Here is a 24,750-nt window from a genome sequence, read left to right as displayed (position 1 = left end):
ACGGCACGGGGCGACGATGTTCAACTGGATCGTTCGTGCCAGCCTGGCCAACCGGCTGTTTGTGCTGGCGGTGGCCGTGCTGTTGATGGCCTATGGCGCGCTCACCGCCACCCGCACGCCGGTGGACGTGTTCCCCGCGCTCGACAAGCCACTGGTCACGGTGCTGACGGAGGCCGGCGGCATGGCGCCCGAGGAGGTCGAGCAGCTGGTGACCTTTCCGATCGAGACGGCGCTCAACGGCATGCCGGGCGTGACGCGCGTGCGCTCCACCTCGGGTGTGGGTCTGTCGATCGTCTATGCCGAGTTCGATTGGGGCACCAACCAGTACCTGAACCGGCAACTCGTCGCCGAGCGGCTGGCGTTGGTGCGTGAGCAGCTGCCGGCCGGCATCGCGCCTGTCATGGGCCCGGTGTCGTCGATCATGGGTGAGGTGATGCTGGTCGCGTTGCCGATCAGCGCCCCTGCAGGGGCCAAGGTGGCGCCGGCCACGCCGATGCAGGCGCGCGAGTACGCGGACTTCGTGCTGCGCCCGCGGCTGCTGTCGATTGCCGGGGTTTCGCAGGTGATTCCGATCGGTGGCGAGGTGCGGCAGCTGCGCGTGGAGCCCGACACCGCGCGGATGGCGCAGTTCGGCGTGACGCTGCAGCAGGTCGAGGACGCGCTGCGCGGGTTCGCGGCCAACGCGGGCGGCGGCTTCATCGACCTGCACAGCCGCGAGTACCTGATCCGGCACATCGGCCGCACCACGCGGCCTGAGGACCTGGCCGGCGTTGCGGTCGCCTTCCGCGAGGGACGGCCGATCCTGCTGGAACAGGTGGCCGCCGTGCGCTTTGCGCCAGCGCTCAAGCGCGGCGACGCCGGCTACAACGGCGCACCAGCAGTGATCGTCAGCGTGCAAAAGCAGCCCACCGCCGACACGGTGAAGCTCACCCGCGAGATCGAGGCTGCACTCGCCGAACTGCAACCCGGCCTGCCGCCAGGCCTGGCCGCGCCGAAGGTGCTGTTCCGCCAGGCCGACTTCATCCGCGCCTCGATCACCAACGTGGCCGAGGCCTTGCGCGACGGCGCGGTGATGGTGGCGATCGTGCTGTTCGCCTTCCTGCTGTCGGCCCGCACGACACTGATCTCGCTGCTGGCGATCCCGCTGTCGCTGGCCGTCACCGCCTTGATCTTCAAGCTGCTGGGCCAGTCGATCAACGTGATGACGCTGGGCGGGCTGGCGATCGCGATCGGCGAGCTGGTGGACGACGCGGTGGTCGACGTCGAGAACATCGTGCGGCGGCTCAAGCAAAACCGGGTGGCGGCCCAGCCGCTGCCGGTGCTGGAGGTGGTGCGTCAGGCCAGCGTCGAGGTGCGCTCGGGCATCGTCTACGCGACGCTGATCGTCGTGCTGGTGTTCGTGCCGCTGTTTGCGCTGCCGGGCATCGAGGGGCGGCTGTTTGCACCGCTGGGCATCGCCTACATCGTCTCTATCCTCGCGTCGATGCTGGTGTCGATGACGGTGACGCCGGCGCTGTCGGCCTACCTGCTGCCGAAGATGAAGCGGCTTGAACACGGCGACAGCCCGCTGGTGGCATGGCTGAAGCGCCGCGACGAGCGCCTGCTGGTGTGGTCGTTTCCGCGGGCTCGCCTGTTGATTGGTGCGGCCGCCGTGGCCGCTTTGATCGCGGCGGCCAGCGTCCCGTTCTTTCCACGCAGCTTCCTGCCGGCATTCAACGAAGGCTCGCTAGTGCTGTCGCTGCTGTTGAACCCTGGTACCTCGCTGCAGGAAGCCAACCGCATCGGCGCTGTCGCCGAAAAGCTGATCGCCGAAGTGCCGGAGGTGGTGCAGGTCGGCCGCCGCACCGGGCGCGCCGAGCTGGACGAACACGCCGAGGGGGTGCACTCGGCCGAGATCGATGTGGACCTGAAACGCTCGGAGCGCGGCCGCGAGGCGGTGATGGCGGACATCCGCGACCGGCTCGCGCAGCTGCCGGCCGCGGTGGCCATCGGCCAGCCGATTTCCCACCGCCTGGACCACTTGCTGTCCGGTGTGCGTGCACAGATCGCGCTCAAGCTGTATGGCGACGACGTGGACACGCTGCGCGGCGTCGCCGAGCAGCTGCGGCAACGGCTCGGCACGGTGCCCGGGCTGGTGGACCTGACCGTCGAGCGGCAGGTGCTGATCCCGCAGATCAAGCTGCGCATCGACCACCGCAAGGCCGCGCAGCTTGGGCTGTCCCCAGGTCAGGCGGTCGAAGCGCTGCAGACGCTGACCGACGGACGCGAGCTGGCCCAGATCGTCGACGGCGCCCGCCGCTACGAGCTGGTGCTGCGGCTGCCCGACGAGCGCCGAGGGCCGAAGGACCTGGCCAACCTGGTGGTGGACACCCCCGCTGGCCGCGTGCCGGTGTCGAGCTTCGCCTCGGTCGAGGAAGGTGACGGTCCGAACCAGATCGGCCGCGAGAACGGCCGCCGACGCATCGTCGTCTACGCCAACACCGACGGCTCCGACATGAGCCGGGTGGTCGGCGACATCCGCCGGGCGGTGGCCGAGACCAAGCTCCCCGGCGGCTACTTCGTCAGCCTGGAAGGCCAGTTCCAGGCACAGGAGCAGGCCACCCAGCTGATCGTGCTGCTGTCGCTGGTCTCGCTGGCGCTGATCTTCCTGGTGCTCTACACCCGCTACCGCTCCGCGGTGCTGGCCGGCGTCATCATGGCCAACATCCCGCTCGCGCTGATCGGCAGCGTGCTGGCGATGTGGATCGCCGACGTGAGCCTGTCGGTGGCCTCGATGGTGGGTTTCATCACGCTGGCCGGCATCGCCACGCGTAACGGCATCCTGAAAGTCAGCCACTACATCAACCTGTGCAAGTTCGAAGGCGAGACCTTCGGCCAGCCGATGATCGTGCGCGGCTCCTTGGAGCGGCTGACGCCGGTGCTCATGACGGCGCTGGTGGCGGCCTTTGCGCTGACGCCGCTGCTGCTGGCCGCTGATGCGCCCGGCAAGGAGATCCTGCACCCGGTGGCGGTGGTGATCTTTGGCGGCTTGATCAGTTCGACACTGCTGGACACCTTGATCACGCCGCTGATGTTTGCCGCCGTGGGCCGTCGTCCGTTGGAGAGGCTGTTGCAACGCGAGGACGCCGAGGCGTTCTGAGGCATGAATGGGCCAACGCAGCGACGCCTTAAAGACGCTGCCAAGAAGGAGAAATCGCATGAACAGACTGCTGAACACCCTGGCCGCCGCCGCGGCGGTGCTGGCCCTGAACACCGCGCACGCCCACGGACCTGGCGAGGCCAAGCACGGCGGGATCGTGCAAAGCGCGAACGACCTGGGCTTCGAGCTGGTGGCCAAGGATGGCAACGCTACGCTGTACGTCGAAGACCATGGGAAGCCTTTTGCCGTTCAGGGCACCACCGGCAAGCTGACCGTGCTCAACGGCAGCGACAAGAGCGAGGCAGAACTGACGCCGGCGGGTGACAACAAGCTGGAGGCCAAGGGTGTGAAGCTCAACGCCGGGGCGAAAGTGGTGGCTGCCTTGACGTTGCCGAGCAAGAAGGTGGTGACGGTCCGCTTCACCGTGAAGTGACTGGACACGACGGCGGAACAGCGGGAGCAGACGCGATGGGCTGGATTGCGGTGAAGTACCTCATCACGGCCGCGGTGGTCGTGCTGGTCTCCGAAGCTGCCAAGCGCAGTGACCGGCTAGGGGGTCTGATCGCGGCCCTGCCGCTGGTCACCATCCTCACGCTGATCTGGCTGCAGGTTGAAGGACGCCCGCCCGCGCAAATTGGCAACCACGCGAAATACACCTTCTGGTACGTGCTGCCGACGCTGCCGATGTTCCTGCTGTTTCCTGCGCTGCTGCAGCGGCTGGGCTTCTGGCCCACCTTGGCCGTCTCCGCGCTCGTGACGGTCCTGTGCTTTGCTGTTCTGGCTTGGGCGGTGCGCCCCTTCGGCATCGACTTGCTGCCGTGAAAGGGCCAGCGCCCTTATCTGCATTTACCGTGGATCTTCCAACCCTGATCTGCTTCATTTGCGCGGGGACACAAGCGCTTCCGTGCCGACGATCCTTGCCCGCAATTGACGGGATGGAGCGGTGCGCCGCTAATTGCGAGTGACGCGCGATCCGTGCTCATTGAACTTCCGCTTGCCGACGTGTGGGTCGTAACGGGCGTCGAGCATGTCAGTGCTAAGGTAAAGCAGGGCGATGACCTCACCTGCGCGGCTTGGCATACAGCACTCCAGCATCTCGTATTGGTCTGCGTCCAAGTTCTCAAACCACACTTCGGCCGGCTGTTTGCCCGGGCTTGGGTGCGGTTTACCATTGCGCAGTAGGTCGTACGCGAAGCTGTCGTCATCTAGATGCTGTCGAAGCCACCAGCGCCCATTCACGTCCGCAGCAACCTTTCGCCAACGAAGATCGCCATGCGCTCCATAACATGCAAGGATGACTGGCAGCGTGTTGATATCCGCGATTCGCATGCAGGTCGCCAAAATGCTCGTCGCGAACACCTCCGACAAATCCTCGATCTCGCGAAAGCCAGGGTTACCCAGGGCCCTAACGCGGGGGTTGAACATCGAGGTGGGCATCAACAGATGAGATGCGTAGGTATCGGCCTCCTTCTCGAGGAGGACATCCGAGGCCCAGTTTTGGTCAGGATCGTCGACACGGCATCGACCCCGATGGCCACCCCAAACTGCCCCACTTGTGGCCGGTCAAACTGCTCCAGGCAGGACGGTCGAATTATGAGGCTTCAGGGCTGATGGCGATGCGCGCGGCGGCCTCCTTGAGGCGGTAGCTCTTGCCCTCGAATTCCAGCATCGCGCAGCGGTGCATCAGGCGGTCCAGGATGGTGGTGGCCATGGTGGCGTCGCCCAGATACTTACCCCAGTCCTGCACCACCCGGTTGGAGGTCACCACGATCGACCTGCGCAACTTGTAGCGCTGGTGCACGATGGCCTGCAACACCTCGGCGGCGTGCTCGCTGATGCGCCGCGCCAGGAACAGGTCATCCAGGACCAGCAGGTCGGGCTGCACCCACTCCTTGAGCAGTGAGCCCCGCTCGGTGGCATTGCCCAGCGCGTAGCGGCCAAACTCGGTGTCCGCCTCCAGATAGCGCACATCGTGACCGGCCAGCGTGGCCTGGTAGGCCACCGCCTTGGCCAAGTGGCTCTTGCCCGTGCCGGGCTTGCCCACGATCAGTGCATTGGCGCCCTCTGCGATGAACTTGAGCGTGTGCAGCTCAAAGCAGGCCGATCTGGGCAGCTTGGGGTTGAAGCGCCAGTCAAAGTCGGCCAGCGTGACCTTCTCATCCAGCCCCGAGCGCTTGTAGCGGCGCTCCATCAGGCGCGTTCGGCGCCGGTCCAGCTCGTCTTGCAGCATGGCGGCGAAGGTCTCCAGGAACGGCTCCTGGCTGGCCTGGGCCTGCATCACGCGGGTCGACAGGGTCTCGGCAATGCCCGAGAGGCGCAATTCGCGCAGCGCGCGTTCGATCTCGGCCAGGTTCATGCCAGGCTCCCCGGTGCGGTGGTGGTGGCAGCGGTGGTACTGGATACGGTTGCCGTGGCCGTGGCTGCGGCGTGCGCGAAGAGATCACCGTACTCATCGACATCGCGGATGAGCCCGTGCTGCTGGGTCAGCTCTGGGGTGGTGAGCACCGCGCCGTTGTCACCGCTGGCATGGGCTTCAATGGCGGCGAGCGCCTGGGCAAAAAGACCCTCGCTCAAAGCCAGCACGCGCTTGTAGCTGTAGATGCCCTGCTCCAGGGCCTGGGCACAGGCGGCGTTGACGCAGTGGGCCGGGTAGCGCCGCACCAGAGCCACGATGCCCCAGAGCTTGCGCTGCCCGACCCGCCCCTCGATGGCAAAGAGCAGCTCACACAGACGGGCCGCATGTTCGCCGATCTCGCTGGCCTGGCGCAGGATGTAGCGGGTCTCGCGCGAGGGGTTGAACACCCGCTCGTCCTGGGGCAGCACGACAGAGCCAGGACGCTCGGCCTTGGGGTGGGTGCGCAGCAGATCGCCCGTGCTGGCCTGACGGATCTCGATGCGCTGGGCGTAGATGCGCACCAGCACCTTCGATCCGATGGCCGCCGGGCGCGCGGCGTAGCTGCTGTGCGCGACGCGCACGCAACTGTCATCGCACACCGTGCGCTCGACCTCGCTGAAATACTGCATGCCCAACAGCGGCAGCGCCTTGAGGTAGGCGCGTTCTTCCTCGAACATGGCCTGCACCTGGCGCCGCTCGGTGCCGTGGATGCGCTTGGCCGCCCAGTTCTTCTCCCAGTGCGCCAGGAACTCGTTGTGGGCCTCGATGGACTCGAAGCGCCGGCCCTTCAAGGCCGTGGCCTGGGTGTGGCCGATAGCGTGCTCGACCGTGCCCTTGCGGTTGGGGTCGCGTACCCGGGCTGGGTCGGCCACCACATGGTAGTGCGCCAGGGTGGCAGCGTAGACCTTGTTGAGTTCGGGTTCGTACAGGTCGGGCGTGATGACGCCTTCCTTGAGGTTGTCCAGCACCACGTACTGGGGGCAACCACCAAAGAAGCGAAAGGCCCGCTCGTGCAGCTCGGCCCAGATCTGGTGGCTGGACTTCCAGACCACGCAGCGAAAGCTTGCCCGCGAGTAGCGCAGCGTGGCCACGAACAGGCGGGGTTTGCGGTACCGATCAGAACCCGGCACCCGGGTGGGAGCGCCTTCGCCGTAGTCGACCTGCATCTCCTCGCCGGGCAGGAAGCTCAGGCGGTCGAACTGCTCGGGCTCCTTCTGGCGCAGTCGGGCCACGAAGCGTTTGACGGAGTTGTACTGGCCGGCAAAGCCGTGCTGGTCGACCAGGTCCTGGAAGATGGCCATGGCGTTGCGCTTGAGACGCAACTGCGCCTGGATGAACTCACGGTGGGGTTCGCACAGGGAGGAGGCCAGTGGCGCAGGGGCAACAGCAGGAGCCGGTGGCCGGGGTGGGGCAGTTTGACTGGCCACCGCCTCAGAGCCGGTGGCCACCCCGGGGCAGTTTGCCCGTTCGGCCGCAAAGCGTTGCCGGTAGGCGCGGATGGTGTGACGGGAGATACCTGTGACCCGCTCGATCTCTCGCTGGCTGGCGTTGGCCTCCAGCAGCGTCCATATGGTGGTTTGCAAGTGTGGCTTCAAGACGTTCACTCCGGTGGTCCCCTCGTTGGTGAGGGGGTGAAAGTAACGTCCTGCCTGTCGGCCAGCGGGCGACCAACATGCCAAGCTCAATGCATCAGGTCACCACTGGTCAGGTGGAGCAATTTGGGTGGCCATAAGTGGAGCACTTTGGGTGGCCGCCGGGGGCCGCAGCAGCCGCAGCGTGCCGAAGCGGGCCTGCCGCAACCGCAACCCCAGCAGCGCACTGAAGCCGGTGCGGTGCAGCAGCCGCAGCGTGCCGAAGCGGGCCTGCCGCAACCGCAACCCCAGCAGCGCACTGAAGCCGGTGCGGTGCAGCAGCCGCAGCGCGCTGAAGCGGGCCTGTCGCAGCCGCAACAACCGCAGCAGCCGCAGCGTGCTGAAGCCGGTATCGGGCAGCAGACCGAGCAGCGCACTGAAGCGGGCCTGCCGCAACCGCAACCCCAGCAGCGCACTGAAGCCGGTGCGGTGCAGCAGCCGCAGCGTGCCGAAGCGGGCCTGCCGCAACCGCAACCCCAGCAGCAGCCGCGCATTGAGCAGCCGCAGCAGCCGCAGGTACAGCCGCTCTTCGCGGATCAGGGAACCGTCTTCGCGGGGCAGTCTGGCAGATCAAGCATAGAGAAACTGTTGGGCGGCCAAAAAGCAACGCCGCCACAGGCGCAACCTGCGGCGGCGCAGCAGCCAAGCATCAAGACCGAGGATTTGCCGAAACCAAGGTCAACTACCCCCGACTGAAGTCGGGGGCTTGTCCCTGTACTACGCAACCAGAAGGTCCTGATGCGGTTCCGAGACTTTAGGCGTATTGACAGACGCCCTGGCGAGGCAACGGATGTTCCTCGCCGCGTTCACGTCTGCGTGGTCGGCGTGCCCACAGGCCACGCAGCGAAACTCCGTTTGCGATGGGCGGTTGGCTTTGGATACATGCCCGCAAACCGCGCACGTCTGGCTGGTATAGGCAGGGTTGATGTAGACGACCTCAACGCCTGCCAGCCTGGCTTTGTATTCGACAAATGCACGAAGTTGCGCAAAAGCCCACCCACCCATCTTCGCCCGCTGCGCCTTGCGAAACCGTGTCCGGTTGCGGATGCCCTTGAGTTTCTCCAGGGCAAGCCCGCGACCGGTGCCTTTGGCCTTAGCAACGAGCGATTTGGCTATGCGATGATTCTCGTTGGCGCGAAATCTCCTTTCCTTCCCGCTCAAGCGCTTGAGCTTGCGCCGGATGTTCTTCGGACGCATGCCTCGCCGCTTTTTGGCAGAAGCAGCCCTCTGGAGACTGGCGCGCAGTGTGTACTGCCTACTCCTGACGGCTTCGACCGCATCGCCGCTGTAGTGCTGCCCGTCGCTGTCGGTGGCGATATTGGCCACTCCGAGATCGACGCCGATGAAGTCGGTCGTTGGCGGCTTGGTGCCGTCTGGCAGATCGACGGTCACAAGCAGGAACCACTTGCCATCCTTGCGCAGGACGAGATCACATTGCCCCTTGGCGGCGGTAAACCGTTCTTGCTGATACTTGCCCATGACCATGGGCACGAGAATGCGACCCGAGAGCGTCAAAAGCGACACGCGGTCAATGCCCTTGAAGCTCATCAACCGCTGGTCATAGGGGACAGCGGCAAGCGGACGAAACTGCGGTCGCTTGGACCTGTCCCGCTTGTAGGCTTCGCAGACTTGCGCAATGCAGCGCACCGCCATCTGGGCCGACAGCCCGAATCTCTCGCGCAACTGAGCGTAGCAGAGCTTTTGCAGCAGGATTTTGTTGGCGGTCTTTCTTGCAAACGCCTCGCCGGCCAACCAGTTGGCTGCTTCGTTGAAGGCGCGCATGGTCGCCTCGAGCAAAGCGGCTTGCTCCGAGGTAGGCAGAAGCTGCGTCTGCAAGGTCAGTTTCATGCCTATAATTATAGGCGGATTGGTTCAATATGTCAACCCATGGAGCAGCGCTTCCTCCCCCGACTGAAGTCGGGGGCTTCCGCGCCGGTGATGCTGTGAACAAATCGTTAGGGAACCTCTGCACTACCCCGCCCACTCGTTCGTGGCGACGAGTTCAGGGTCAATATCGTTTCGTAGGATGGGATCGAAACAGATGCTGAACGGTTCTTGGGCTCCAGCAAGCCCCTTCGTGGGCCCTCTGCAGCCTCATCCGGCCCCAGTGAGCCCACTGCGGGCGCACTTATCCCGTCGCAGCCAGCAAGGCTTTGCGCGCCAGCCACAGATTGACCAGCGCAAACAGGACGTTGAGCTGCGCGCCGTTCTTGGCCAAGCCTCGATAGGGCGTCTTGCGGTAGCCAAACTGGCATTTGAGTACCCGAAACGGATGCTCACCCTTGGCACGAATGCGCGCCTTGGTGCGTTCCAAGGCATCCATCACCTGGCCAAGAAAAGTGCGCTTGTCCAATGCCCGGCGCTTGCCCGGCCGCATGGCCACGTGCCAAGCGACTTGCTTGCCCTGGTTTTCCGCTCGCTTGTCCACTCCCTGATAGCCCGCATCGGCAAAGACGTCGGTCTCTTGCCCGTGCAAGAGCCGATGCGCCTGCGTCACATCCGAGACGTTGGCAGCGGTGGCCACCACCGTGTGTACCAGCCCTGTCTCGGCGTCGACCCCAACGTGCGCTTTCATGCCGAAGTACCACTGGTTGCCCTTCTTCGTCTGGTGCATCTCAGGGTCGCGCTCACGGCGGGCGTTCTTGGTCGAGCTGGGAGCAGCAATGAGCGTGGCATCCACGATGGTGCCGCTCTTGAGCATGAGGCCACGCTCGGTCAGGATGCGATTGACCGTCTCGAGGATACGCTGGCTCAGGCCGTGTTGCTCCAGCAGGTGGCGAAAGCGCAGGATGGTGCTCTCATCCGGCACGACATCCACCCCCAGGTCCAGACCAACAAAGCTCGCCAGCAGCGGCGTGTCGTACAAGGCTTCCTCCACCGCCGGGTCCGACAGACCAAACCACTGCTGCAAAAAATGAATCCTCAGCAGCTTCTCTACCGCAAAGGGTGGCCGCCCACCCTTGGGACCCGCCTTCGGCGCATACGGCTCGATGAGTGCGACCAACTCTGCCCACGGCACCACACGGTCCATCTGCTCCAAAAACGCACGCTTGCGGGTGCGCTTGGCGCGCAGCTCAAAGCCCGTATACATCGGCGCCTCCAGACTCATCTGCTTCATGTCGCTATTGTCCCATCCCGGCAGTCTGGCAGGAAGGTTTTGCAGACCTTCCTTAGCTCGATACTCGGCCTCGACACTCAAGATCATTGCACAGGCTACCAGGGAAGATCGTGATGTCTTCAGGGGGGACATTTTTGTTCTTCCTGTTTTCCTTATTTGCTTCTAACACCTCATCAACCCGCTTCTTCAAGGGCATGAGCAAGTCGGCACGTTGCTGAGGCGTGAGCCGTTGGAGTTGCTCTATCTCGTGCTTCGGAACGCCAGCTTGCTCAAGCAAGTCCCAGCGGCCTTGGATCGCAGCATCGACGATGCTGAAACGGCGCTCGCTAACCGGGTGCTTGCTTGTTTTCAGCCAAAACAGCCCGGTAATAATGGAGATGACAGCGAGAAAAAGGAACATGAATACATAGCCTTCTGTCTGCAATGTTGCACCAACGGTAGCCGGGTTCAATATCGTTTCAACGCTAGCCACGATACTAGACAAGGCAACCCCAAACGACAAGAAAGCACCGAAAATCCCGCCAAACGTATAACGCTCAAGCAGGCGCGGCCAGAACGGGATGGAAAAGATCAGAGGCACAAAAAAGCTCGCAAAGAACGCCGAAATGAATTGCTTCTCCGTCATGATGACGTCCTCCAAAAAGAGTCGTTATAGGCATCATAACGCATCTCGCGCATGGGTACAAGGGGTTGTGCGGCACTACGCAGAGCGGGCGGCGGGCGACCTTGCCGTTACGCAAAGGCGGGTCGCTGCGGACCATTCTGGCCCCGCTGTTCAAGCAGCCCGCATCGCGCGCCCTGACATCCTCTTCGCCCCGTAGGCCAGAGATTCCTAAGGCGACCCGGCAAGGCTGGCCCTGAACGGTGGGGCTTGCCGCGCACCGGCTCAGCGCTATTCCGTAGCGCGAGCACGGCAGCAACGAAACGACTGCTGCGGCGAAAAAGCCGCCCTTCCAGAGTACGAGAGGGGTGCCGCTGGGAATCCGACGAACGGTCGATCGCCGCTATTTATATATATACGGCTTCCTCCCCCCAACCCGAGCAATCAATGCTACCGCCAGCCCCCCGGTAAAGCACTTGCGCGCCGCCGAAATGTGCCTATAATGGGCGTCATTCACGAACGGGAGCTGTCAGCCATGTTTGAATACACGCCTAACCACATTGACCTGATCGACCGTGAGCACCGGGTCTTTACGGCCTTTCAGACTGCTATCGCACTCATCGATCCACAGGCGAAGCGCGAACCGCTAGCCGTGGCAGAGTTGCTCGAACTGCTGCTGGATGAGTACCGCAAAGTGCGCGAGGATATACAGCGCGCGCTCGACGCGCAAGGAAAGGCTAAAGGGCGTCAGTGATGCGAGCACGCCCCGCATTCGGTCGTCTCGCGGCTGCCGGGCTGGTGGCATCGATAGCCGTGGTCGGCTGCACCGAAAACCCCGTCTCTCGGGCCGCGAAAGGCGCATGGGACCAAGGTGAGCGGGTGGCAGGGAAAATGCTGGAGTCGGTGGGCCTGGGTCGGCATTCGACCACGGCAGGAAAAGCGCAAGAACAAACGGGCCAGCAAGCCCGAGAGTAGTAGATCGGATAGCTTATCTCGGGAGAGTGTCGTGAAAAGAACCGTTGTTTTGTCCACGATAGTCGGTCTCATCGCCGCAAACCCAGCACACGCTTTCGGCGTTGGCGACCTGATTGGAATCGGCCTGCGTGCGGGCGCCGAGCTTGCGGGGGCCGCCGTCAGTAAGGCGGTCGATAGCGTAAAGGAATCGATGCGCGATCCAGAGGCGGAGGCCAAGGCAAAGGCAGAACAGGAGCGCAAACTGGCCGAGGCATTTCAAAAGCAAGTAGAGCAAATCGAGGCCGAGCGCAACTTGCGCCCCATCGACCGGGAACGCCTGATTCTCAAGCTGCGTCGCCAGCAGCAGTGGGCGCAGCAGGTGCAAGCGATGGCGGAGGCCGCAGAGGCTCGACAGAAAGCCGAGCGGGACAAGATTTTTACCACCAGCGGCTTTCTTGGTGTCGTGGCCGATGCCGCGATGAGCAGCCCGAGTGCCGTGGTCGCCCAAGCCAAGCTGATGACGGAAAACCCCCTCTGGCGCGCGCAGCAGCGCTTGAACAACGAGATCATCTTCGCCCAGGCCAACGCCCAGGTTGAGGCAGGCATCCCGCAGGCCAAGGCAAAGGCAGTCTTGGCGCAAGCAGACATGTTGCAGCAAACGGGCGCTCAGAAAGCGGCGACCCAGGCGGTGGTCGAGGCTGCCAAGGAAATGGCGCAAGCCGGCACCGACATCAACGAGGCTGCGGTGGCGATCGAGTCTGCGTCCGATGCCGCAGATGTCGCCAGACCTCGTTTGGAGAGATCAACCGTCACCAGCGAGTCAACCGCAGCCGCTGTGCAGGCTGAGCCAAACGCCTTCACCCCCGACCTTGGGCGTCGTATCTTCATCGAGTTCGTCGGTTCCTCTGAGGAAACGAGCAAACTTCGGCAGCGGCTAGCAGCCAACGGACACCGTGTCGTCGAAACGAAAGAAGACGCCGACGTGGTGTACATCGTGGAGGGCGAGTTTTCGATTCCTGAGACCAAAAACCACGAAGGCATGACCCTGGCGTTTGGCAACCTTCTCCAGTCGCCAGACAGGGCGATCGAGCCGCCCGCCAAGAAAATCACCGGCACCCTCTCGCAGGGATTGAGCCGCTTTCTTCTTGGCGCGGCGGCTGCTCAGGGGCAACCGGCGCCTGCGGGCGCGGTTCAAAAGAGCGGTGGCTATCAGCAAGAAGCGCTACTCGTGATTGCGCGACAACCCAAAGATGGCAAGGAAACACGTCACTCGGTGTTCAAAAGCGCCAATAGCGAGTCCATCATGGCGGCCACACTTGCGCAAGAGTTGGTCGGCGAGCTTTACGTCGCGCTGGGGATCGAGCAGTGAACGCTGCGATGGATAGCGAAAGCGCGGCTACGACGGAAGTCGTTGGTCGAGGCATGCGCAGGATCGTACTGTCCGATTATCCGGGCCAGTTGGCGCACAAACTACGACATGCGCGTATCGCGCAGTACGAACAACAGGTGGCCGCGCAGGCTGCCATGGCGAACGCATTCGATCAGCGGCGACGAGAGTACATAGGTGGACTCAAGCAAGCCTTGCTGCGGTTGCAATTGCTTCAGGCTTGGCAGCAGTGGAGGCGGGTCGCCAGGCTGGAAAAATCGCTGCGCGAGATTCGGGACTACAAACCTGCTCCCCTTCAAACCAGCGTTGAAGAGATGCAGGCCCAGGCAGGCAGCGAAGCCGAGTGCCGAGTCGATGCGTTTTTGGCGTCAGCGCTGGGTGAGCGCTGGACACTGATCGCCGGTTATCGTGGGCCTGGTGGGGAAATCGACCGCATCCTTATCGGCCCGTATGGAATCTACGCCATCGAGATCAAAGGCAACCGAGGCGTGATCGAGTCCGACGGACGAAACTGGTGGGCCAAGCGCTATGGGCGTCGTGGCGACTTGCTAGAAATCAAGACGCTGCCGCGCGCCCCAGACATGCAGCTTCTCAAGGCCGCCACGCCGCTGCAACGCTGGCTGGATAAAAACGGCATCGAGCAAAGGATCACGACGGTGGTGCTCTTTGCTGCCGACGATACGCGCATCGGGCGCATGGACGGTTCGTGCGCCGATGTCGTCACGACACTTGACACGCTCGACCTCGGGCTGTTGTTTGATCCCGAGTCGGATCAAGAAAGGCTGACGGCATCGCTGCGTGAGCGTATCGTGAGGCTGGCCGTCAACTACCCCCGACTGAAGTCGGGGGCTTGTCCCTGTACTACGCAACCAGAAGGTCCTGATGCGGTTCCGAGACTTTAGGCGTATTGACAGACGCCCTGGCGAGGCAACGGATGTTCCTCGCCGCGTTCACGTCTGCGTGGTCGGCGTGCCCACAGGCCACGCAGCGAAACTCCGTTTGCGATGGGCGGTTGGCTTTGGATACATGCCCGCAAACCGCGCACGTCTGGCTGGTATAGGCAGGGTTGATGTAGACGACCTCAACGCCTGCCAGCCTGGCTTTGTATTCGACAAATGCACGAAGTTGCGCAAAAGCCCACCCACCCATCTTCGCCCGCTGCGCCTTGCGAAACCGTGTCCGGTTGCGGATGCCCTTGAGTTTCTCCAGGGCAAGCCCGCGACCGGTGCCTTTGGCCTTAGCAACGAGCGATTTGGCTATGCGATGATTCTCGTTGGCGCGAAATCTCCTTTCCTTCCCGCTCAAGCGCTTGAGCTTGCGCCGGATGTTCTTCGGACGCATGCCTCGCCGCTTTTTGGCAGAAGCAGCCCTCTGGAGACTGGCGCGCAGTGTGTACTGCCTACTCCTGACGGCTTCGACCGCATCGCCGCTGTAGTGCTGCCCGTCGCTGTCGGTGGCGATATTGGCCACTCCGAGATCGACGCCGATGAAGTCGGTCGTTGGCGGCTTGGTGCCGTCTGGCAGATCGACGGTCACAAGCAGGAACCACTTGCCATCCTTGCGCAGGACGAGATCACATTGCCCCTTGGCGGCGGTAAACCGTTCTTGCTGATACTTGCCCATGACCATGGGCACGAGAATGCGACCCGAGAGCGTCAAAAGCGACACGCGGTCAATGCCCTTGAAGCTCATCAACCGCTGGTCATAGGGGACAGCGGCAAGCGGACGAAACTGCGGTCGCTTGGACCTGTCCCGCTTGTAGGCTTCGCAGACTTGCGCAATGCAGCGCACCGCCATCTGGGCCGACAGCCCGAATCTCTCGCGCAACTGAGCGTAGCAGAGCTTTTGCAGCAGGATTTTGTTGGCGGTCTTTCTTGCAAACGCCTCGCCGGCCAACCAGTTGGCTGCTTCGTTGAAGGCGCGCATGGTCGCCTCGAGCAAAGCGGCTTGCTCCGAGGTAGGCAGAAGTTGCGTCTGCAAGGTCAGCTTCATACATGCAATTATAGGCGGATTGGTTCAATATGCCAACCCATGGGGGCCGCGCTTCCTCCCCCGACTGAAGTCGGGGGCTTCCGCGCTGGTAATGCTGTGAAGGACCATCACCACTGGCAGTCCAAGCGCCAACGGCGACGGCATGCAGTACCACTTGCAAGCGCGACGCAAGCGCGGGACGGCATCAGCCGAACCGCTGGTTGAGCTCCTGCACGATCCGTTCGAGACGCGCCATGCGGATAGCGTCGCGGGCGCGGGCGATGGCGTCATCGAGTACGACGCTGCGCCTTTCCTCGTCCAGGGAGGCGACGACCTCCTTGAGTGCTTCCAGCTTCCCTTTCCACTCAACGTCGCCGGACTCCGAGGGCTGAGCACGCATCTCGCCCCGTCCCAGGACCAGCCAGTCGAGACTCACGCCCGTGGTGCCGAACGCGGCCAGTGCTTCACTGCCGGGCAAGTTGATGGACAGCTCATACTTGCGCAGCGTTCCGATGTTCATCTTTAGCAAATCGGCGAACTGCTGCTGGTTGAGCCCCAAGTGATCGCGCCACACCTTGAGACGCTCCCCGAGCGATCGGGGTAAGGGAGTGCATTTTTGGTCGCTTTTCACTTGTAAGATTCCGCAAACGGTATATAATGGCGCAGACCGCCGGAGATGCGCCATGGAAGACAGTGTTTCGATCACTCGATCTTTTTTGATTATGGCAAGAGAAGCTGCGCGCGCAGGAAAAGATTGCGCGCAGATCGCCACCGGTCTATCGCCTCGGGCGCTGGAGCGTATAGCGGCGATGACCCTCGACGAGATCGAGGAACTGGCGCGGTCGATGGGAGGCGTCAGCCTCATCACACTGCGCCTGGACGACGCCGCGCTCGATCGTCTCGCGTCGTTGCCACCCAGCGCCCGCGGCGCATACGCAGTGTCGGTGCTGGCGGGGGAGGTGGCCTGATGGTGGCATTGGCAGAGCTCTCCAACCTCGATCTGGCTCACCGCTTGGTGCGCGCAGGCATGCGGCTGTCCGTCATCACCCACATGACAGGTGTTGGCGTGCGCACGCTGAGGGCGTGGTGGAAAGAAATCCATGGCACGCGACCTAGCAACGGGAAGCTACCGGATTCGGTATTGGCCTTTATCGAAAGTCGTGGCGACGCGGCAACACTCGCGGCATTTGCTTGCTTTTATCGCGCGGTGTATGGGGCGGCAGTCAAGGGTGACCACCTGCTCGATGCCTGTGAGCGGTTTCGCTGGATATGCGGCCCCATCGACATCAACGCCGCCTACTACGCAGTGCGCGATGTGCGCGCGGGCATCATGCGCCTCGTGCGATGCCCGCAGTGTGGCGCAAGATACCTGTACGACGAGCACCGTCGGCGCCACGGTGACCGCTGCGCCTTCTGCGGCGCTCGCCCCAAGGGAGAGCCCGCATGACAAGCGTTGCGGATCGCGTCTATGTCCACCTGAGCAAGCGGGCGCCACTGTACGCCTGGCTACTGGTGGCCATCATCGTCCTTGGCCGGAACTTCTACCTCAGCATCAACGTGTCCCACTCGATACCTGGGACGTTGTTCCTCGTCCACAAGGGGGCCATGCCTCAATTGGGCGATATGGCGGCGTTTCGCCATACTGGCGGCGGGGGGTACGTGGCAGGGTCGCTGTTTTTGAAGCGCATCGCGGGCGTGCCCGGCTCGATGGTGACCGCCAAGGACTCAGGGGCGGGTTTTCGAGACTACTTCGTCGATGGTCGGTTCGTCGGGCGCGCCAAGCCTGTATCACGCAGCGGCGAACCCTTGAAGCCCGGCCCAGAAGGGGTGATCCCACCAGAGCACTACTACATGGCAGCGGATCACCCCGACAGCTTCGACTCGCGCTACGATGCAATCGGTTGGGTGGCGCAGGACCAAATCGTGGGCAAGGCGTACCGCCTGTTCTGAGTATGCTGCTGTCCTGGCTCAAGAAGAAGAACCGGGCACCGGTGCAGCGCACGGTGGAGCCGATCTACCACTGGTCGGCTGATGACATCCCGCGCTACCCGCCCTTCATGAAGGGGCTGCCCGCAGTGCCCCCGGATCGCATCTTGGAGACGCAACAGGAACTGATAGAGCGCATCGCTAATACCTCTGTCTTGCCGCCGGAGGATTTTCGGCGCCTGTTCCTGCCTGTTATCGAGCGCTTCGCGTCATTCGTACACCTGCTGCCCGCATCGCAGGCCCACCATCATCGAGGGGCAGGGGGGCTGTTTCGGCACTCGTTGGAAGTCGCGTACTGGGCGTTGCAGGCGGCGGACAAAGTGCTCTTGGACATCACGGGCACGCCGTCGCAGCGGCGCGAACGGGAACCTCGCTGGCAGTTCGCGGTGTTTGTGGCGGCGCTGTGCCACGACGCGGGCAAGCCTGTGACGGATGTGATCGTCACCAATAGCGACCGATCGCAGACGTGGAAGCCGATACGGGAGGACCTCTACACCTGGGCCGCGCGCACGGCTACCGACGCGTACTTCCTGGAATGGCGAGACGGGCGGGCAAGACAACACACAGCGCTCTCCAGCATGATCGCTGACCGCATCATCGGTGTTCAGGCCCTGGAGTGGATTGGCGAGACAGGCACCGACCTCATCGTCTGGCTGATGGAGTCACTCACCTGCAACCCAAGTGCCGCCAACCGGCTTCACGATCTGGTGGTCAAGGCCGACCAGACCAGTGTCGAGCGCGACCTTCGCACGTTGGGAGTGGCGATGGCAGGCTATGACATCGGCGTGCCTGTCGAGAGGCATCTGACCGATGTCATGCGGCGCTTCGTGCGAGAGGGCGTGTGGCTGGTCAACGAGCCAGGTGCGCGGCTTTGGAACATCGGCGGCCACGTCTATCTGGTGTGGCCCGCTGGGGGTGAAGACCTTGCCAGACAGGTTCGCGAAGATGGCATACCCGGCATACCACGGACACCCGACGGGATACTGGACATGCTCGTCGAGCGCCAAATTGCGTTCCTGAGAGAGGGTGCTGCGCCTGAAGATCGGCTCTGGAAAATCGCTCCTGCCTGCCTTGCCGCCAAAATACCGGACATCAAGCTCTACGCCATCAGGCTGCGCGATGACGCGATGGTGTCGTCTGTGCCCATCCCGCCGATCGAGGGCAGGATCATCGACGACACCGCGCAGACCGACAGTGTGGAGCATCCGCCCACGGCTGATGAAGAAGCGCCCGCTGCGCAGCAGGCTGACGAGACGGGCGGCCCGGCGGATGAGCGGGCATTCGCAGAGACGCAAAAGCCCGCAGCGCATCCGCAGCGCCCCAGCGCTACAGTGCCAGCGCGGGGGAAACAGAAAGCAAAAAGCGGCGTCAAGCTGCCATCGTCATCGCCCCGGCTGCGCGAGGGCCAATCTCATGGTGGTCAGGCGGACGACATCTCCCTCGATGGTCCGGCGGGCGAGGCCCTCAAGGCGCTCCTGCAAGACCTGGCTGCGGGAGCGAAGTCATGGGGACGAGACGCGCTGCTCGACGAGCAGGGCCGCTTGTTGCTGCGCTGGCCGGACGCATTCGCGGGTTACGGGTTGACGCCCAAGGCGATACTGGACGAACTCACAGCCAACGAGTGGCTGTGGATCGACCCGTTGGCGCCGCTGAAGAAGGTGCAAGAGGCCACCTTCGGAGCGGAGTCGGTCAAGTGCATAGCCCTGACGCCAACGATCAGCAGAGCACTGACCGCAAGCAGGCCCGCGCAGGCGCAGCGACCAGGCGATGAAGAGCAGGCAGCCAAACCCGGCCCCAGGCCCGCTTCGGCAGACGCCGCCGTGAGCGCACAAGGCGCATCGAAGCCGGAATTGACCCAGCATCTGGCAGTGGCGCACGAGGCGGCAACGCCGACCGCGACCAATCTTGCCTCCATCGCCAACCACGCGGAGCAGCCCCCGGCTGAGGCCACAGCCGCGCGGCGAGCCCCGCAAAGCCCGACCACCGGCTCGCCAGCAAAAAAGAGTGCCGATGACCGACGGACAGAAGAAGAAGTGTCACTTGAAGACTTGATTGCCGTGATCGTTACCGATCTGCAAGCCCAGGTGCAGGCGGATGGCAGCATCCAGACCACAAGGCATCTTGTGATGGATGCCTGCAAGCGCCGTGGGTTGCGCATTACACATCGCCGCCTTACGGATTTGATCAAGGAATCGCAGGGGCGGATTGGTATGGACGGCCTGACCCTTCGAGTGCGCCCTTGATCCGAAAAGCGACCGGAAATGTCTCGATTTGACTGTGGATTTATGGTGTCGGTTGTGCCAATATCGGGCGCATGCACGCACGATCCACGATTGTCGCCGCAACCCTCTGGGCTACACTCGGGGGCTCCCTCTTCGCCCAAGACCTGGGCGTCATTGGCCCGACCTACGACATCGCCGAGCGCGACCTGATCGAGGCCATCCAAAGCCGTCTGCGGCAGATGCAGGCGACGGGTGAACTGGCCCGCCACGAAGAAGAGTATCGGCGCCGCGTGATCGAGGGCATCGAAAAGCCCCGACCGGTTTCCGGTATCAAGCCAACGGAGACCGCTCGCACGTTCTACATCGATCCCACCTACACGCTGGATCGGCACATCCAAGACGAACACGGGCGCATTCTGTTCCCCGCCGGGACCAAGGTCAATCCATTCGATTACGACCGCATGTCCAAGGTGTTGCTTTTCTTCGATGGGTCGAAGAAAAATCAGGTCGAATTCGCCAAGCGGTACATGGCGCAATCGAAAATGCCCGTCAAGCCTATTTTGGTTGGTGGCGAGCCGCTCAAACTGATGCGGGAATGGAAGCGCGAAGTTTTTTACGACCAGGGTGGGGCACTATCACAGCGCTTTTTGATCAAGCAGACCCCAGCCGTGGTCAGTCAGGAAGGCAAGAGGATTCGCGTCGATGAAGTTCGTCCATAAGGCATTGACAACGCTCAGCGTCGTTCTGGCGTGTATCACGGCACAGGCGGCGACTTGCAAGGGCAAGTTCGCCAATCCGATCACGGATATTTGCTGGTCGTGCATCTTCCCCATCCGCATTGGCGGGGCGACCCTTATTTCGTCGGGGCAAGAGGACACACAAAATCCCGGCGGCAATCCACTTTGTTACTGCAAAAACCCGCCGAAGATCGGAATGAAAGTCAGCTTTTGGGAGCCAGTACGCCGGGTTGATGTTTCGCGCGAGCCGTTTTGCATGGTCAGTCTCGGCGGCATAAAGCTAAATCCTGGCTTTGACGCGCCGGAGGCGAAGCAGGAAAGGCGCGACGGCGGTGATCAGTCGTCTTTTTACCAGGTGCATTGGTATGTCGATCCGATCATGTACTACATTCAAGTCGTGCTCGATAGCGGCTGCCTGGAAAACACCGGGTTCGATCTCGCGTACCTGACGGAGCTCGACCCGATGTGGAAGGACGATGAACTCACGCGCATCTTGAATCCCGATGTCTATCTGTTTGCCAATCTCCCTGCACGCGCTGCCTGTGCAGCCGATTGTGTGGCGGCGTCGGCGGGATTTCCAAATAACCTATTCTATTGGTGCGCAGGCTGCCAGGGGTCGATGTACCCTCTCAATGGTAACGTCGGGGCGCACGTGGGTGGCGTGCAGGCATCGTCCTTATTGTTGCAGCGCATCATCGGGAAAATGCACCGCGAGGGCCTGATGTGGGGCGCGCACGGCAATGACGGGCTATGTGGATACTATCCCATCCCCATCATGGACAAGACTGCCTATAAATATCACATGCTGTACCCCATACCCCAAACCAGCAAGACCCCTGGTCCCCCTGGAACAGGAAAAACCCTGGTGAGTCGCTGTTGTCAGCCGCTGGGCCGCACAACCGCGCTTTGGGGTTCGGGGCGCGAATTTCCCTACAAAGGGGAGGATTTCGCCTACCAAATCTTCCGCAAGCGCAACTGCTGCCAAGGGGCGTTGAGCATCGCTGATGGAGTGCCCCCGCGATGAGAGCAATCGTTTCGCCATCGTTGCTTGCGCTCGTGGTTGGTGCGCTGTGCCACCATGCCGCTGCCCAGTCATCGAGCGCGGCGCCGGTACCGACCACCGAAGCCGTCATGCGTGCCCAGCAAGCCGCCCGAGAGGCGATGAGTCGCTTGCCCGGGGCCGCAGCAGCGCAGGAAGCCTATGGGGGCGCGCTGCCCAAAATCGACGCCATTCCTCAGCCGCCGGTGGCTGCGCCTGACCTCGCATCTATCGCGCAAAAGTACCAGCACTTGAGCAAGCCGCAAGCCCCGACGTCGGCGCAGCCCGATCTTTTGGTTCTCGTCTCCCTGTCCATGCCGAAGCAGGCACTGGAGCGCATCATCGAGCAAGCTGAACGCGCCGGTGCGACGCTGGTGTTTCGGGGCCTCAAGGACGGCTCGATGAACCGCATGGGCGAAGAGCTTCAAAAACTCATCGGTCAGCGCAACGTCTCCGCCGCCATCCACCCGCCAGCGTTTCAGCAGTTCAGCGTAACCCGTGTACCAGCGGTGGTGATTGCTGGGGCGGAAGCAGGGGAGGTGCTCGAAAACGGCTGCGCGCGACCGGAGACCTTTGTCAAGGTGACGGGCGATGTCACTCTTGACTACGCCTTGGACTACATCGAGCGCAAAAGCCCCGCCTGGGCAGCGTGGGCCAAGCACTATCGCAGCAAGATCGTTGGGGGAATTCGCTGATGCGAGTCATCGTCGCAGTGTTGTCTGGGCTAATGGTCGGAATCGCCGCAGCAAGTACCGATCAAGCATTTCAGGCTGGCAAGACACTCGGAGCAGGATCGAGGCAGCAAGCGGCATCGCAAATCAGCGCGGGCAGCGCCACGGGCAAGGTGCCATCGTATGGAGCAAGCGCGCCTGAAACCAATTACTTCCAAGGCGGACGAGGCGAGCTGTCGGGTCACGGAATCACCAAGATGCAGACCTGCGCGACGGCCACGCCGGATTCCGATCCCATCAAGCGCCAGGAATGCGAAGCCGTCAACTTTCTAGCTCGCAACCCCAACACCCGCCCGCAGTTCGACCTGAGCAACAACCCGATGTTCGCTAGAGCGAAGAACATCCGCAACAACGCGGAAAACATCTTCGCCTCACTCGGCATGGGCGGCACGGGCAGCACCACGCAATGTGTGCCGCGCACCATCACGACCCCCGCCCAATACAGCACGGACACATGTTCGTCGATCCGCGAGGTTGGGGAACAGCAATGCACGATGGGGCGGGTCATCAAGATTGATGCTGACTCAAACTTCCAATGCGATCAGACCATCAACGCATACGAAACGCTGAAGTGCAGAAGGACTTATGAAGTCAGTTGTACCGGCGGCGGTACAGGATGCGCTCCATCCGGCATAAATACTGGAACAGCGACGATCAGCGGTTTTGGACGAATTTTGCTCCATCAAGCTGGAAATAACTATTGGTACCTCTCTGCTGGCACGATAGCGCCGGACGGATCATGGATAAACAACTACATGTTCAGTGGCACATTCCTTCAAATCTTTCAGTCGGATATATATTTTGATATAACGAACAAGGACAATATTGCGACGTTTTTTCTGGATCAGATTTTATATGACGACAACATCGCGGTTTGGTTGAATGGCAACCTCATTTATCACAGCACCGGCGGAAATGACTTCAATTACTGCACTGTTACGGAAGATGGCATTACCTATCAACATATAACTGACGGGCGAACATGCAGCAGTAGTTTTTTTGAAGGCGGGTCCAATATTTACTCTTACGGAGGGGCGGAGCTGAAACATCTGCTGGTAAATGGGACAAATCATGTCCGACTAAAGCTGGTTGTGGGAAAGAACGGCGACGGAATCGTCCGATTCAAAACATTGGCATACTGCCCCTTGAATTGCAGCGCGATTCTGCGAAATGGCTGTGCAGGTCTTGAGGCGAGGGCACGATAATGTTTCGCTTGCTAGGCTTGGTGTTCGTGTTGATCGTTTCATGGGGCAGCGCCATTGCTGGCGACTGCAAGCGCACCGGTTCTGTGTGCGTAGATTCTACTCCGTGCAAGACGATTTCTGGCGCACAGGTTTGTTTGTCGCAATTGAATATCTCGTGTTGGGAATACGAGGATACTTACACCTGCCTCAAGCCCAACGCAATCAACTACTGCCAACCCTTGATCAATGCTGGTTGCTGGCAGACAAATTCAACATGTGCCCAGTGGGACAGCATCCTGGGCTCAGGCTGCATGAAATATACGCAGACCTATCGTTGTAGCGATCCGTCGCAACCAACGCCGCCAAACACGATCCGTCTCGATGATACCTATACGCTCATATCGAGCAATTACGATCCAGGCCCATGCCAGTCGCTCGACACGAATACCAACTGTCAAATCGCGGAGAGCAGATGTGTATCGACCACTCCGCCGTTTCCCCTGCCACCAGGCATCAGTCCATCGCAGGTCGCTCCCGATGGCTGCTATCAGAAGCAGAACACCTATGCGTGCCTGACCGGTCGCGTAGATTCGTCTGACTGCGATAGCTACTCGACCAATCCAAGCTGCACCCTGCAATCGACGCAGCCCTGTGCCCCTGAAGACGTGGTTGCGGGCAAGTGCATCGATGAGAAAAAAACATATCGATGCGTGTCGCGGCCCGAGCAAAGCACGACCGTGACCGATTGCTCGGGCCAGGCGTTCTGCAGGGACGGCCAATGCTTTGATACTGGCTACGAGAATGACGACGATTTCGCCAAGGCAATCACCGCGATGGAAGCAGCCAGGCAGGCCGGGACATACATGGACCCCAATTCGCTGGAGATTTTCAAGGGCTTCGACTCACGATGCAAGGTCAAGCTATTTGGACTGGTCAACTGCTGCAAGAAAAAAAGCGGTGGCGCCGGCATGAGTAACGCATCGATGGCGCTTGGGGCTGCGGTGCAGGGAGCCAAGTTTTTTGGGTCGCCGTATGTGTACGATGCAATGTTCGCGTCTGACATACCGTTTCTCGTCAATCGCGCCATTGATGCGTGGAGCGCGACCGCGTGGACATCGACCGCCAGCTTTTATGGGGTGACGTTCTCCTATTCGGCGACGGCGGGGTTGCAATTTGTTAGCTTTGATCCGGTGTCCTTCGCTATCCAGGTCGGGCTCATGATCCTGCAAGACATCTTGAGTTGCGATCAAAGCGAGCAAATTCTTGCGCTGAGGCGCGGGCAAAACCTGTGCGTCGAGATTGGTGATTATTGTTCGAAGCGTTTGCCAATCGTGAAAACCTGTATCGAGAAAACGAAATCGTATTGCTGCTACAACAGCCGACTTGCTCGGATCATCAACGTTCAAGGTCGTGCTCAGATCGGTAAGTCGTGGGGCAACCCAAGGAATCCAGATTGTTCTGGATTCACGCCCGCCGAGTTCGAGCGGCTGGACTTCTCACAAATGGACCTGTCAGAGTTCATGGCCGAGGTGATGGCAAACGTGAAGATGCCGGATGTGGGCGCAATGGGGCAGGGCGTACAATCAGAGGTGCAGCGTCGAGTCCAAAACTACTATCAGCGGGGAAGCCAGTAATGCCAAGGATCGGTGCCCTTC

Annotated in this window: 24 protein-coding genes; 15 read left to right on the top strand and 9 right to left on the bottom strand. The window is 61.8% G+C overall.

Annotated elements, in window-relative coordinates; all coding sequences use genetic code 11:
• Positions 1-16: 16 nt before the first annotated feature.
• The 3 genes from ACPYIS_RS11140 to ACPYIS_RS11130 are packed head-to-tail and all read left to right on the top strand — an operon-like array spanning position 17 to position 3,961.
• Positions 17-3,139 carry an efflux RND transporter permease subunit gene (locus ACPYIS_RS11140; protein ID WP_424859213.1) on the top strand — a complete coding sequence of 1,041 codons (3,123 nt, stop codon included), beginning with the start codon at positions 17-19 and terminating at the stop codon, positions 3,137-3,139.
• Between the two features lie 58 nt (positions 3,140-3,197).
• The gene (locus ACPYIS_RS11135) at positions 3,198-3,572 is read left to right on the top strand and encodes a hypothetical protein (RefSeq protein WP_424859214.1); all 375 of its coding nucleotides are present in this window, start codon (positions 3,198-3,200) and stop codon (positions 3,570-3,572) included.
• Positions 3,573-3,607: 35 nt separating this feature from the next.
• Entirely contained in the window at positions 3,608-3,961 is a 354-nt protein-coding gene (locus ACPYIS_RS11130) for a DUF3147 family protein (RefSeq protein ID WP_424859215.1), read from the top strand.
• 129 nt (positions 3,962-4,090) lie between these two features.
• Here the strand turns inward: ACPYIS_RS11130 and ACPYIS_RS11125 are convergent, their stop codons facing one another.
• From ACPYIS_RS11125 to ACPYIS_RS11095, 7 genes are all read right to left on the bottom strand, one after another.
• Positions 4,091-4,564: a hypothetical protein gene (locus ACPYIS_RS11125; protein ID WP_424894692.1), complete on the bottom strand. Its 474-nt coding sequence runs from the start codon at positions 4,562-4,564 to the stop codon at positions 4,091-4,093.
• Positions 4,565-4,730: 166 nt separating this feature from the next.
• Positions 4,731-5,495: an IS21-like element helper ATPase IstB gene (gene istB / locus ACPYIS_RS11120; protein WP_045786199.1), complete on the bottom strand. Its 765-nt coding sequence runs from the start codon at positions 5,493-5,495 to the stop codon at positions 4,731-4,733.
• The gene (gene istA / locus ACPYIS_RS11115) at positions 5,492-7,138 is read right to left on the bottom strand and encodes an IS21 family transposase (RefSeq protein ID WP_424894389.1); all 1,647 of its coding nucleotides are present in this window, start codon (positions 7,136-7,138) and stop codon (positions 5,492-5,494) included. The genes istB and istA overlap by 4 nt, the downstream gene beginning before the upstream one ends.
• 90 nt (positions 7,139-7,228) lie before the next feature.
• Positions 7,229-7,633: a hypothetical protein gene (locus ACPYIS_RS11110; RefSeq protein ID WP_424859217.1), complete on the bottom strand. Its 405-nt coding sequence runs from the start codon at positions 7,631-7,633 to the stop codon at positions 7,229-7,231.
• Between the two features lie 249 nt (positions 7,634-7,882).
• Positions 7,883-9,013: an RNA-guided endonuclease InsQ/TnpB family protein gene (locus ACPYIS_RS11105; RefSeq protein WP_424859218.1), complete on the bottom strand. Its 1,131-nt coding sequence runs from the start codon at positions 9,011-9,013 to the stop codon at positions 7,883-7,885.
• 280 nt (positions 9,014-9,293) lie between these two features.
• Positions 9,294-10,283 carry an IS5 family transposase gene (locus ACPYIS_RS11100; protein WP_066708478.1) on the bottom strand — a complete coding sequence of 330 codons (990 nt, stop codon included), beginning with the start codon at positions 10,281-10,283 and terminating at the stop codon, positions 9,294-9,296.
• A 52-nt stretch (positions 10,284-10,335) separates the two neighbouring features.
• Positions 10,336-10,908, bottom strand: coding sequence for a hypothetical protein (locus tag ACPYIS_RS11095; RefSeq protein WP_424894671.1), 573 nt, complete (start codon positions 10,906-10,908; stop codon positions 10,336-10,338).
• Positions 10,909-11,419: 511 nt separating this feature from the next.
• On the opposite strand from ACPYIS_RS11095, the gene ACPYIS_RS11090 reads away from it, so the two are divergent.
• From ACPYIS_RS11090 to ACPYIS_RS11080, 3 genes are all read left to right on the top strand, one after another.
• Entirely contained in the window at positions 11,420-11,638 is a 219-nt protein-coding gene (locus ACPYIS_RS11090; protein ID WP_424859221.1) for a hypothetical protein, read from the top strand.
• A gap of 252 nt (positions 11,639-11,890) precedes the next feature.
• The gene (locus tag ACPYIS_RS11085) at positions 11,891-13,207 is read left to right on the top strand and encodes a hypothetical protein (RefSeq protein WP_424859222.1); all 1,317 of its coding nucleotides are present in this window, start codon (positions 11,891-11,893) and stop codon (positions 13,205-13,207) included.
• Positions 13,204-14,127 carry a nuclease-related domain-containing protein gene (locus ACPYIS_RS11080; RefSeq protein WP_424859223.1) on the top strand — a complete coding sequence of 308 codons (924 nt, stop codon included), beginning with the start codon at positions 13,204-13,206 and terminating at the stop codon, positions 14,125-14,127. Before ACPYIS_RS11085 ends, ACPYIS_RS11080 begins: the two co-directional genes overlap by 4 nt.
• Here ACPYIS_RS11080 and ACPYIS_RS11075 read toward each other — a convergent pair.
• Together ACPYIS_RS11075 and ACPYIS_RS11070 are read right to left on the bottom strand one after the other, a co-directional pair.
• Entirely contained in the window at positions 14,087-15,217 is a 1,131-nt protein-coding gene (locus ACPYIS_RS11075) for an RNA-guided endonuclease InsQ/TnpB family protein (RefSeq protein ID WP_424859218.1), read from the bottom strand. The genes ACPYIS_RS11080 and ACPYIS_RS11075 overlap by 41 nt on opposite strands.
• A gap of 184 nt (positions 15,218-15,401) precedes the next feature.
• Positions 15,402-15,827 carry a helix-turn-helix domain-containing protein gene (locus tag ACPYIS_RS11070; RefSeq protein WP_424859225.1) on the bottom strand — a complete coding sequence of 142 codons (426 nt, stop codon included), beginning with the start codon at positions 15,825-15,827 and terminating at the stop codon, positions 15,402-15,404.
• Between the two features lie 52 nt (positions 15,828-15,879).
• Here ACPYIS_RS11070 and ACPYIS_RS11065 point away from each other — a divergent pair, with 52 nt between their 5' ends.
• From ACPYIS_RS11065 to ACPYIS_RS11025, 9 genes are all read left to right on the top strand, one after another.
• Positions 15,880-16,164 (top strand): hypothetical protein, encoded by a 285-nt coding sequence (locus ACPYIS_RS11065; protein WP_424859226.1) that lies wholly within the window; start codon positions 15,880-15,882, stop codon positions 16,162-16,164.
• A complete protein-coding gene (locus tag ACPYIS_RS11060) occupies positions 16,164-16,643 on the top strand; it encodes a FlhC family transcriptional regulator (RefSeq protein ID WP_424859227.1) in 480 nt (159 codons plus the stop codon). The genes ACPYIS_RS11065 and ACPYIS_RS11060 overlap by 1 nt, the downstream gene beginning before the upstream one ends.
• Entirely contained in the window at positions 16,640-17,146 is a 507-nt protein-coding gene (locus tag ACPYIS_RS11055; RefSeq protein ID WP_424894669.1) for a S26 family signal peptidase, read from the top strand. Before ACPYIS_RS11060 ends, ACPYIS_RS11055 begins: the two co-directional genes overlap by 4 nt.
• 2 nt (positions 17,147-17,148) lie before the next feature.
• Positions 17,149-19,425, top strand: a complete 2,277-nt coding sequence (gene mobH / locus ACPYIS_RS11050; RefSeq protein WP_424859229.1) for a MobH family relaxase — start codon at positions 17,149-17,151, stop codon at positions 19,423-19,425.
• A gap of 71 nt (positions 19,426-19,496) precedes the next feature.
• Positions 19,497-20,123: a type-F conjugative transfer system protein TraW gene (gene traW / locus ACPYIS_RS11045; RefSeq protein ID WP_424859230.1), complete on the top strand. Its 627-nt coding sequence runs from the start codon at positions 19,497-19,499 to the stop codon at positions 20,121-20,123.
• A complete protein-coding gene (traU, locus tag ACPYIS_RS11040) occupies positions 20,107-21,165 on the top strand; it encodes a conjugal transfer pilus assembly protein TraU (RefSeq protein ID WP_424859231.1) in 1,059 nt (352 codons plus the stop codon). Before traW ends, traU begins: the two co-directional genes overlap by 17 nt.
• A complete protein-coding gene (gene trbC / locus ACPYIS_RS11035) occupies positions 21,162-21,875 on the top strand; it encodes a type-F conjugative transfer system pilin assembly protein TrbC (RefSeq protein WP_424859232.1) in 714 nt (237 codons plus the stop codon). Before traU ends, trbC begins: the two co-directional genes overlap by 4 nt.
• On the top strand, positions 21,875-23,116 hold the full coding sequence (locus ACPYIS_RS11030; RefSeq protein WP_424859233.1) for a hypothetical protein: 1,242 nt from the start codon (positions 21,875-21,877) through the stop codon (positions 23,114-23,116). Before trbC ends, ACPYIS_RS11030 begins: the two co-directional genes overlap by 1 nt.
• The gene (locus ACPYIS_RS11025; RefSeq protein ID WP_144327713.1) at positions 23,116-24,729 is read left to right on the top strand and encodes a conjugal transfer protein TraN; all 1,614 of its coding nucleotides are present in this window, start codon (positions 23,116-23,118) and stop codon (positions 24,727-24,729) included. The genes ACPYIS_RS11030 and ACPYIS_RS11025 overlap by 1 nt, the downstream gene beginning before the upstream one ends.
• Positions 24,730-24,750 lie beyond the last annotated feature (21 nt).

The organism is Tepidimonas sp. HKU78 (assembly GCF_049860815.1).
In the GTDB taxonomy this organism is placed as follows: domain Bacteria; phylum Pseudomonadota; class Gammaproteobacteria; order Burkholderiales; family Burkholderiaceae_C; genus Tepidimonas.
The sequence above is the reverse complement of the archived record's forward strand: the minus strand, read 5'-3'. Positions and strand labels throughout refer to the sequence as shown.

Bases quoted from the DNA above. Each gene is read 5' to 3' on its own strand.
- ACPYIS_RS11140 (WP_424859213.1), top strand. From the start codon at position 17: ATGTTCAACTGGATCGTTCGTGCCAGCCTGGCCAACCGGCTGTTTGTG.
- ACPYIS_RS11135 (WP_424859214.1), top strand. From the start codon at position 3,198: ATGAACAGACTGCTGAACACCCTGGCCGCCGCCGCGGCGGTGCTGGCC.
- ACPYIS_RS11130 (WP_424859215.1), top strand. From the start codon at position 3,608: ATGGGCTGGATTGCGGTGAAGTACCTCATCACGGCCGCGGTGGTCGTG.
- ACPYIS_RS11125 (WP_424894692.1), bottom strand. From the start codon at position 4,564: ATGTTCAACCCCCGCGTTAGGGCCCTGGGTAACCCTGGCTTTCGCGAG.
- istB (WP_045786199.1), bottom strand. From the start codon at position 5,495: ATGAACCTGGCCGAGATCGAACGCGCGCTGCGCGAATTGCGCCTCTCG.
- ACPYIS_RS11105 (WP_424859218.1), bottom strand. From the start codon at position 9,013: ATGAAACTGACCTTGCAGACGCAGCTTCTGCCTACCTCGGAGCAAGCC.
- ACPYIS_RS11100 (WP_066708478.1), bottom strand. From the start codon at position 10,283: ATGAAGCAGATGAGTCTGGAGGCGCCGATGTATACGGGCTTTGAGCTG.
- ACPYIS_RS11095 (WP_424894671.1), bottom strand. From the start codon at position 10,908: ATGACGGAGAAGCAATTCATTTCGGCGTTCTTTGCGAGCTTTTTTGTG.
- ACPYIS_RS11090 (WP_424859221.1), top strand. From the start codon at position 11,420: ATGTTTGAATACACGCCTAACCACATTGACCTGATCGACCGTGAGCAC.
- ACPYIS_RS11075 (WP_424859218.1), bottom strand. From the start codon at position 15,217: ATGAAGCTGACCTTGCAGACGCAACTTCTGCCTACCTCGGAGCAAGCC.
- ACPYIS_RS11065 (WP_424859226.1), top strand. From the start codon at position 15,880: ATGGAAGACAGTGTTTCGATCACTCGATCTTTTTTGATTATGGCAAGA.
- ACPYIS_RS11060 (WP_424859227.1), top strand. From the start codon at position 16,164: ATGGTGGCATTGGCAGAGCTCTCCAACCTCGATCTGGCTCACCGCTTG.
- ACPYIS_RS11055 (WP_424894669.1), top strand. From the start codon at position 16,640: ATGACAAGCGTTGCGGATCGCGTCTATGTCCACCTGAGCAAGCGGGCG.
- mobH (WP_424859229.1), top strand. From the start codon at position 17,149: ATGCTGCTGTCCTGGCTCAAGAAGAAGAACCGGGCACCGGTGCAGCGC.
- traW (WP_424859230.1), top strand. From the start codon at position 19,497: ATGCACGCACGATCCACGATTGTCGCCGCAACCCTCTGGGCTACACTC.
- traU (WP_424859231.1), top strand. From the start codon at position 20,107: ATGAAGTTCGTCCATAAGGCATTGACAACGCTCAGCGTCGTTCTGGCG.
- trbC (WP_424859232.1), top strand. From the start codon at position 21,162: ATGAGAGCAATCGTTTCGCCATCGTTGCTTGCGCTCGTGGTTGGTGCG.
- ACPYIS_RS11030 (WP_424859233.1), top strand. From the start codon at position 21,875: ATGCGAGTCATCGTCGCAGTGTTGTCTGGGCTAATGGTCGGAATCGCC.
- ACPYIS_RS11025 (WP_144327713.1), top strand. From the start codon at position 23,116: ATGTTTCGCTTGCTAGGCTTGGTGTTCGTGTTGATCGTTTCATGGGGC.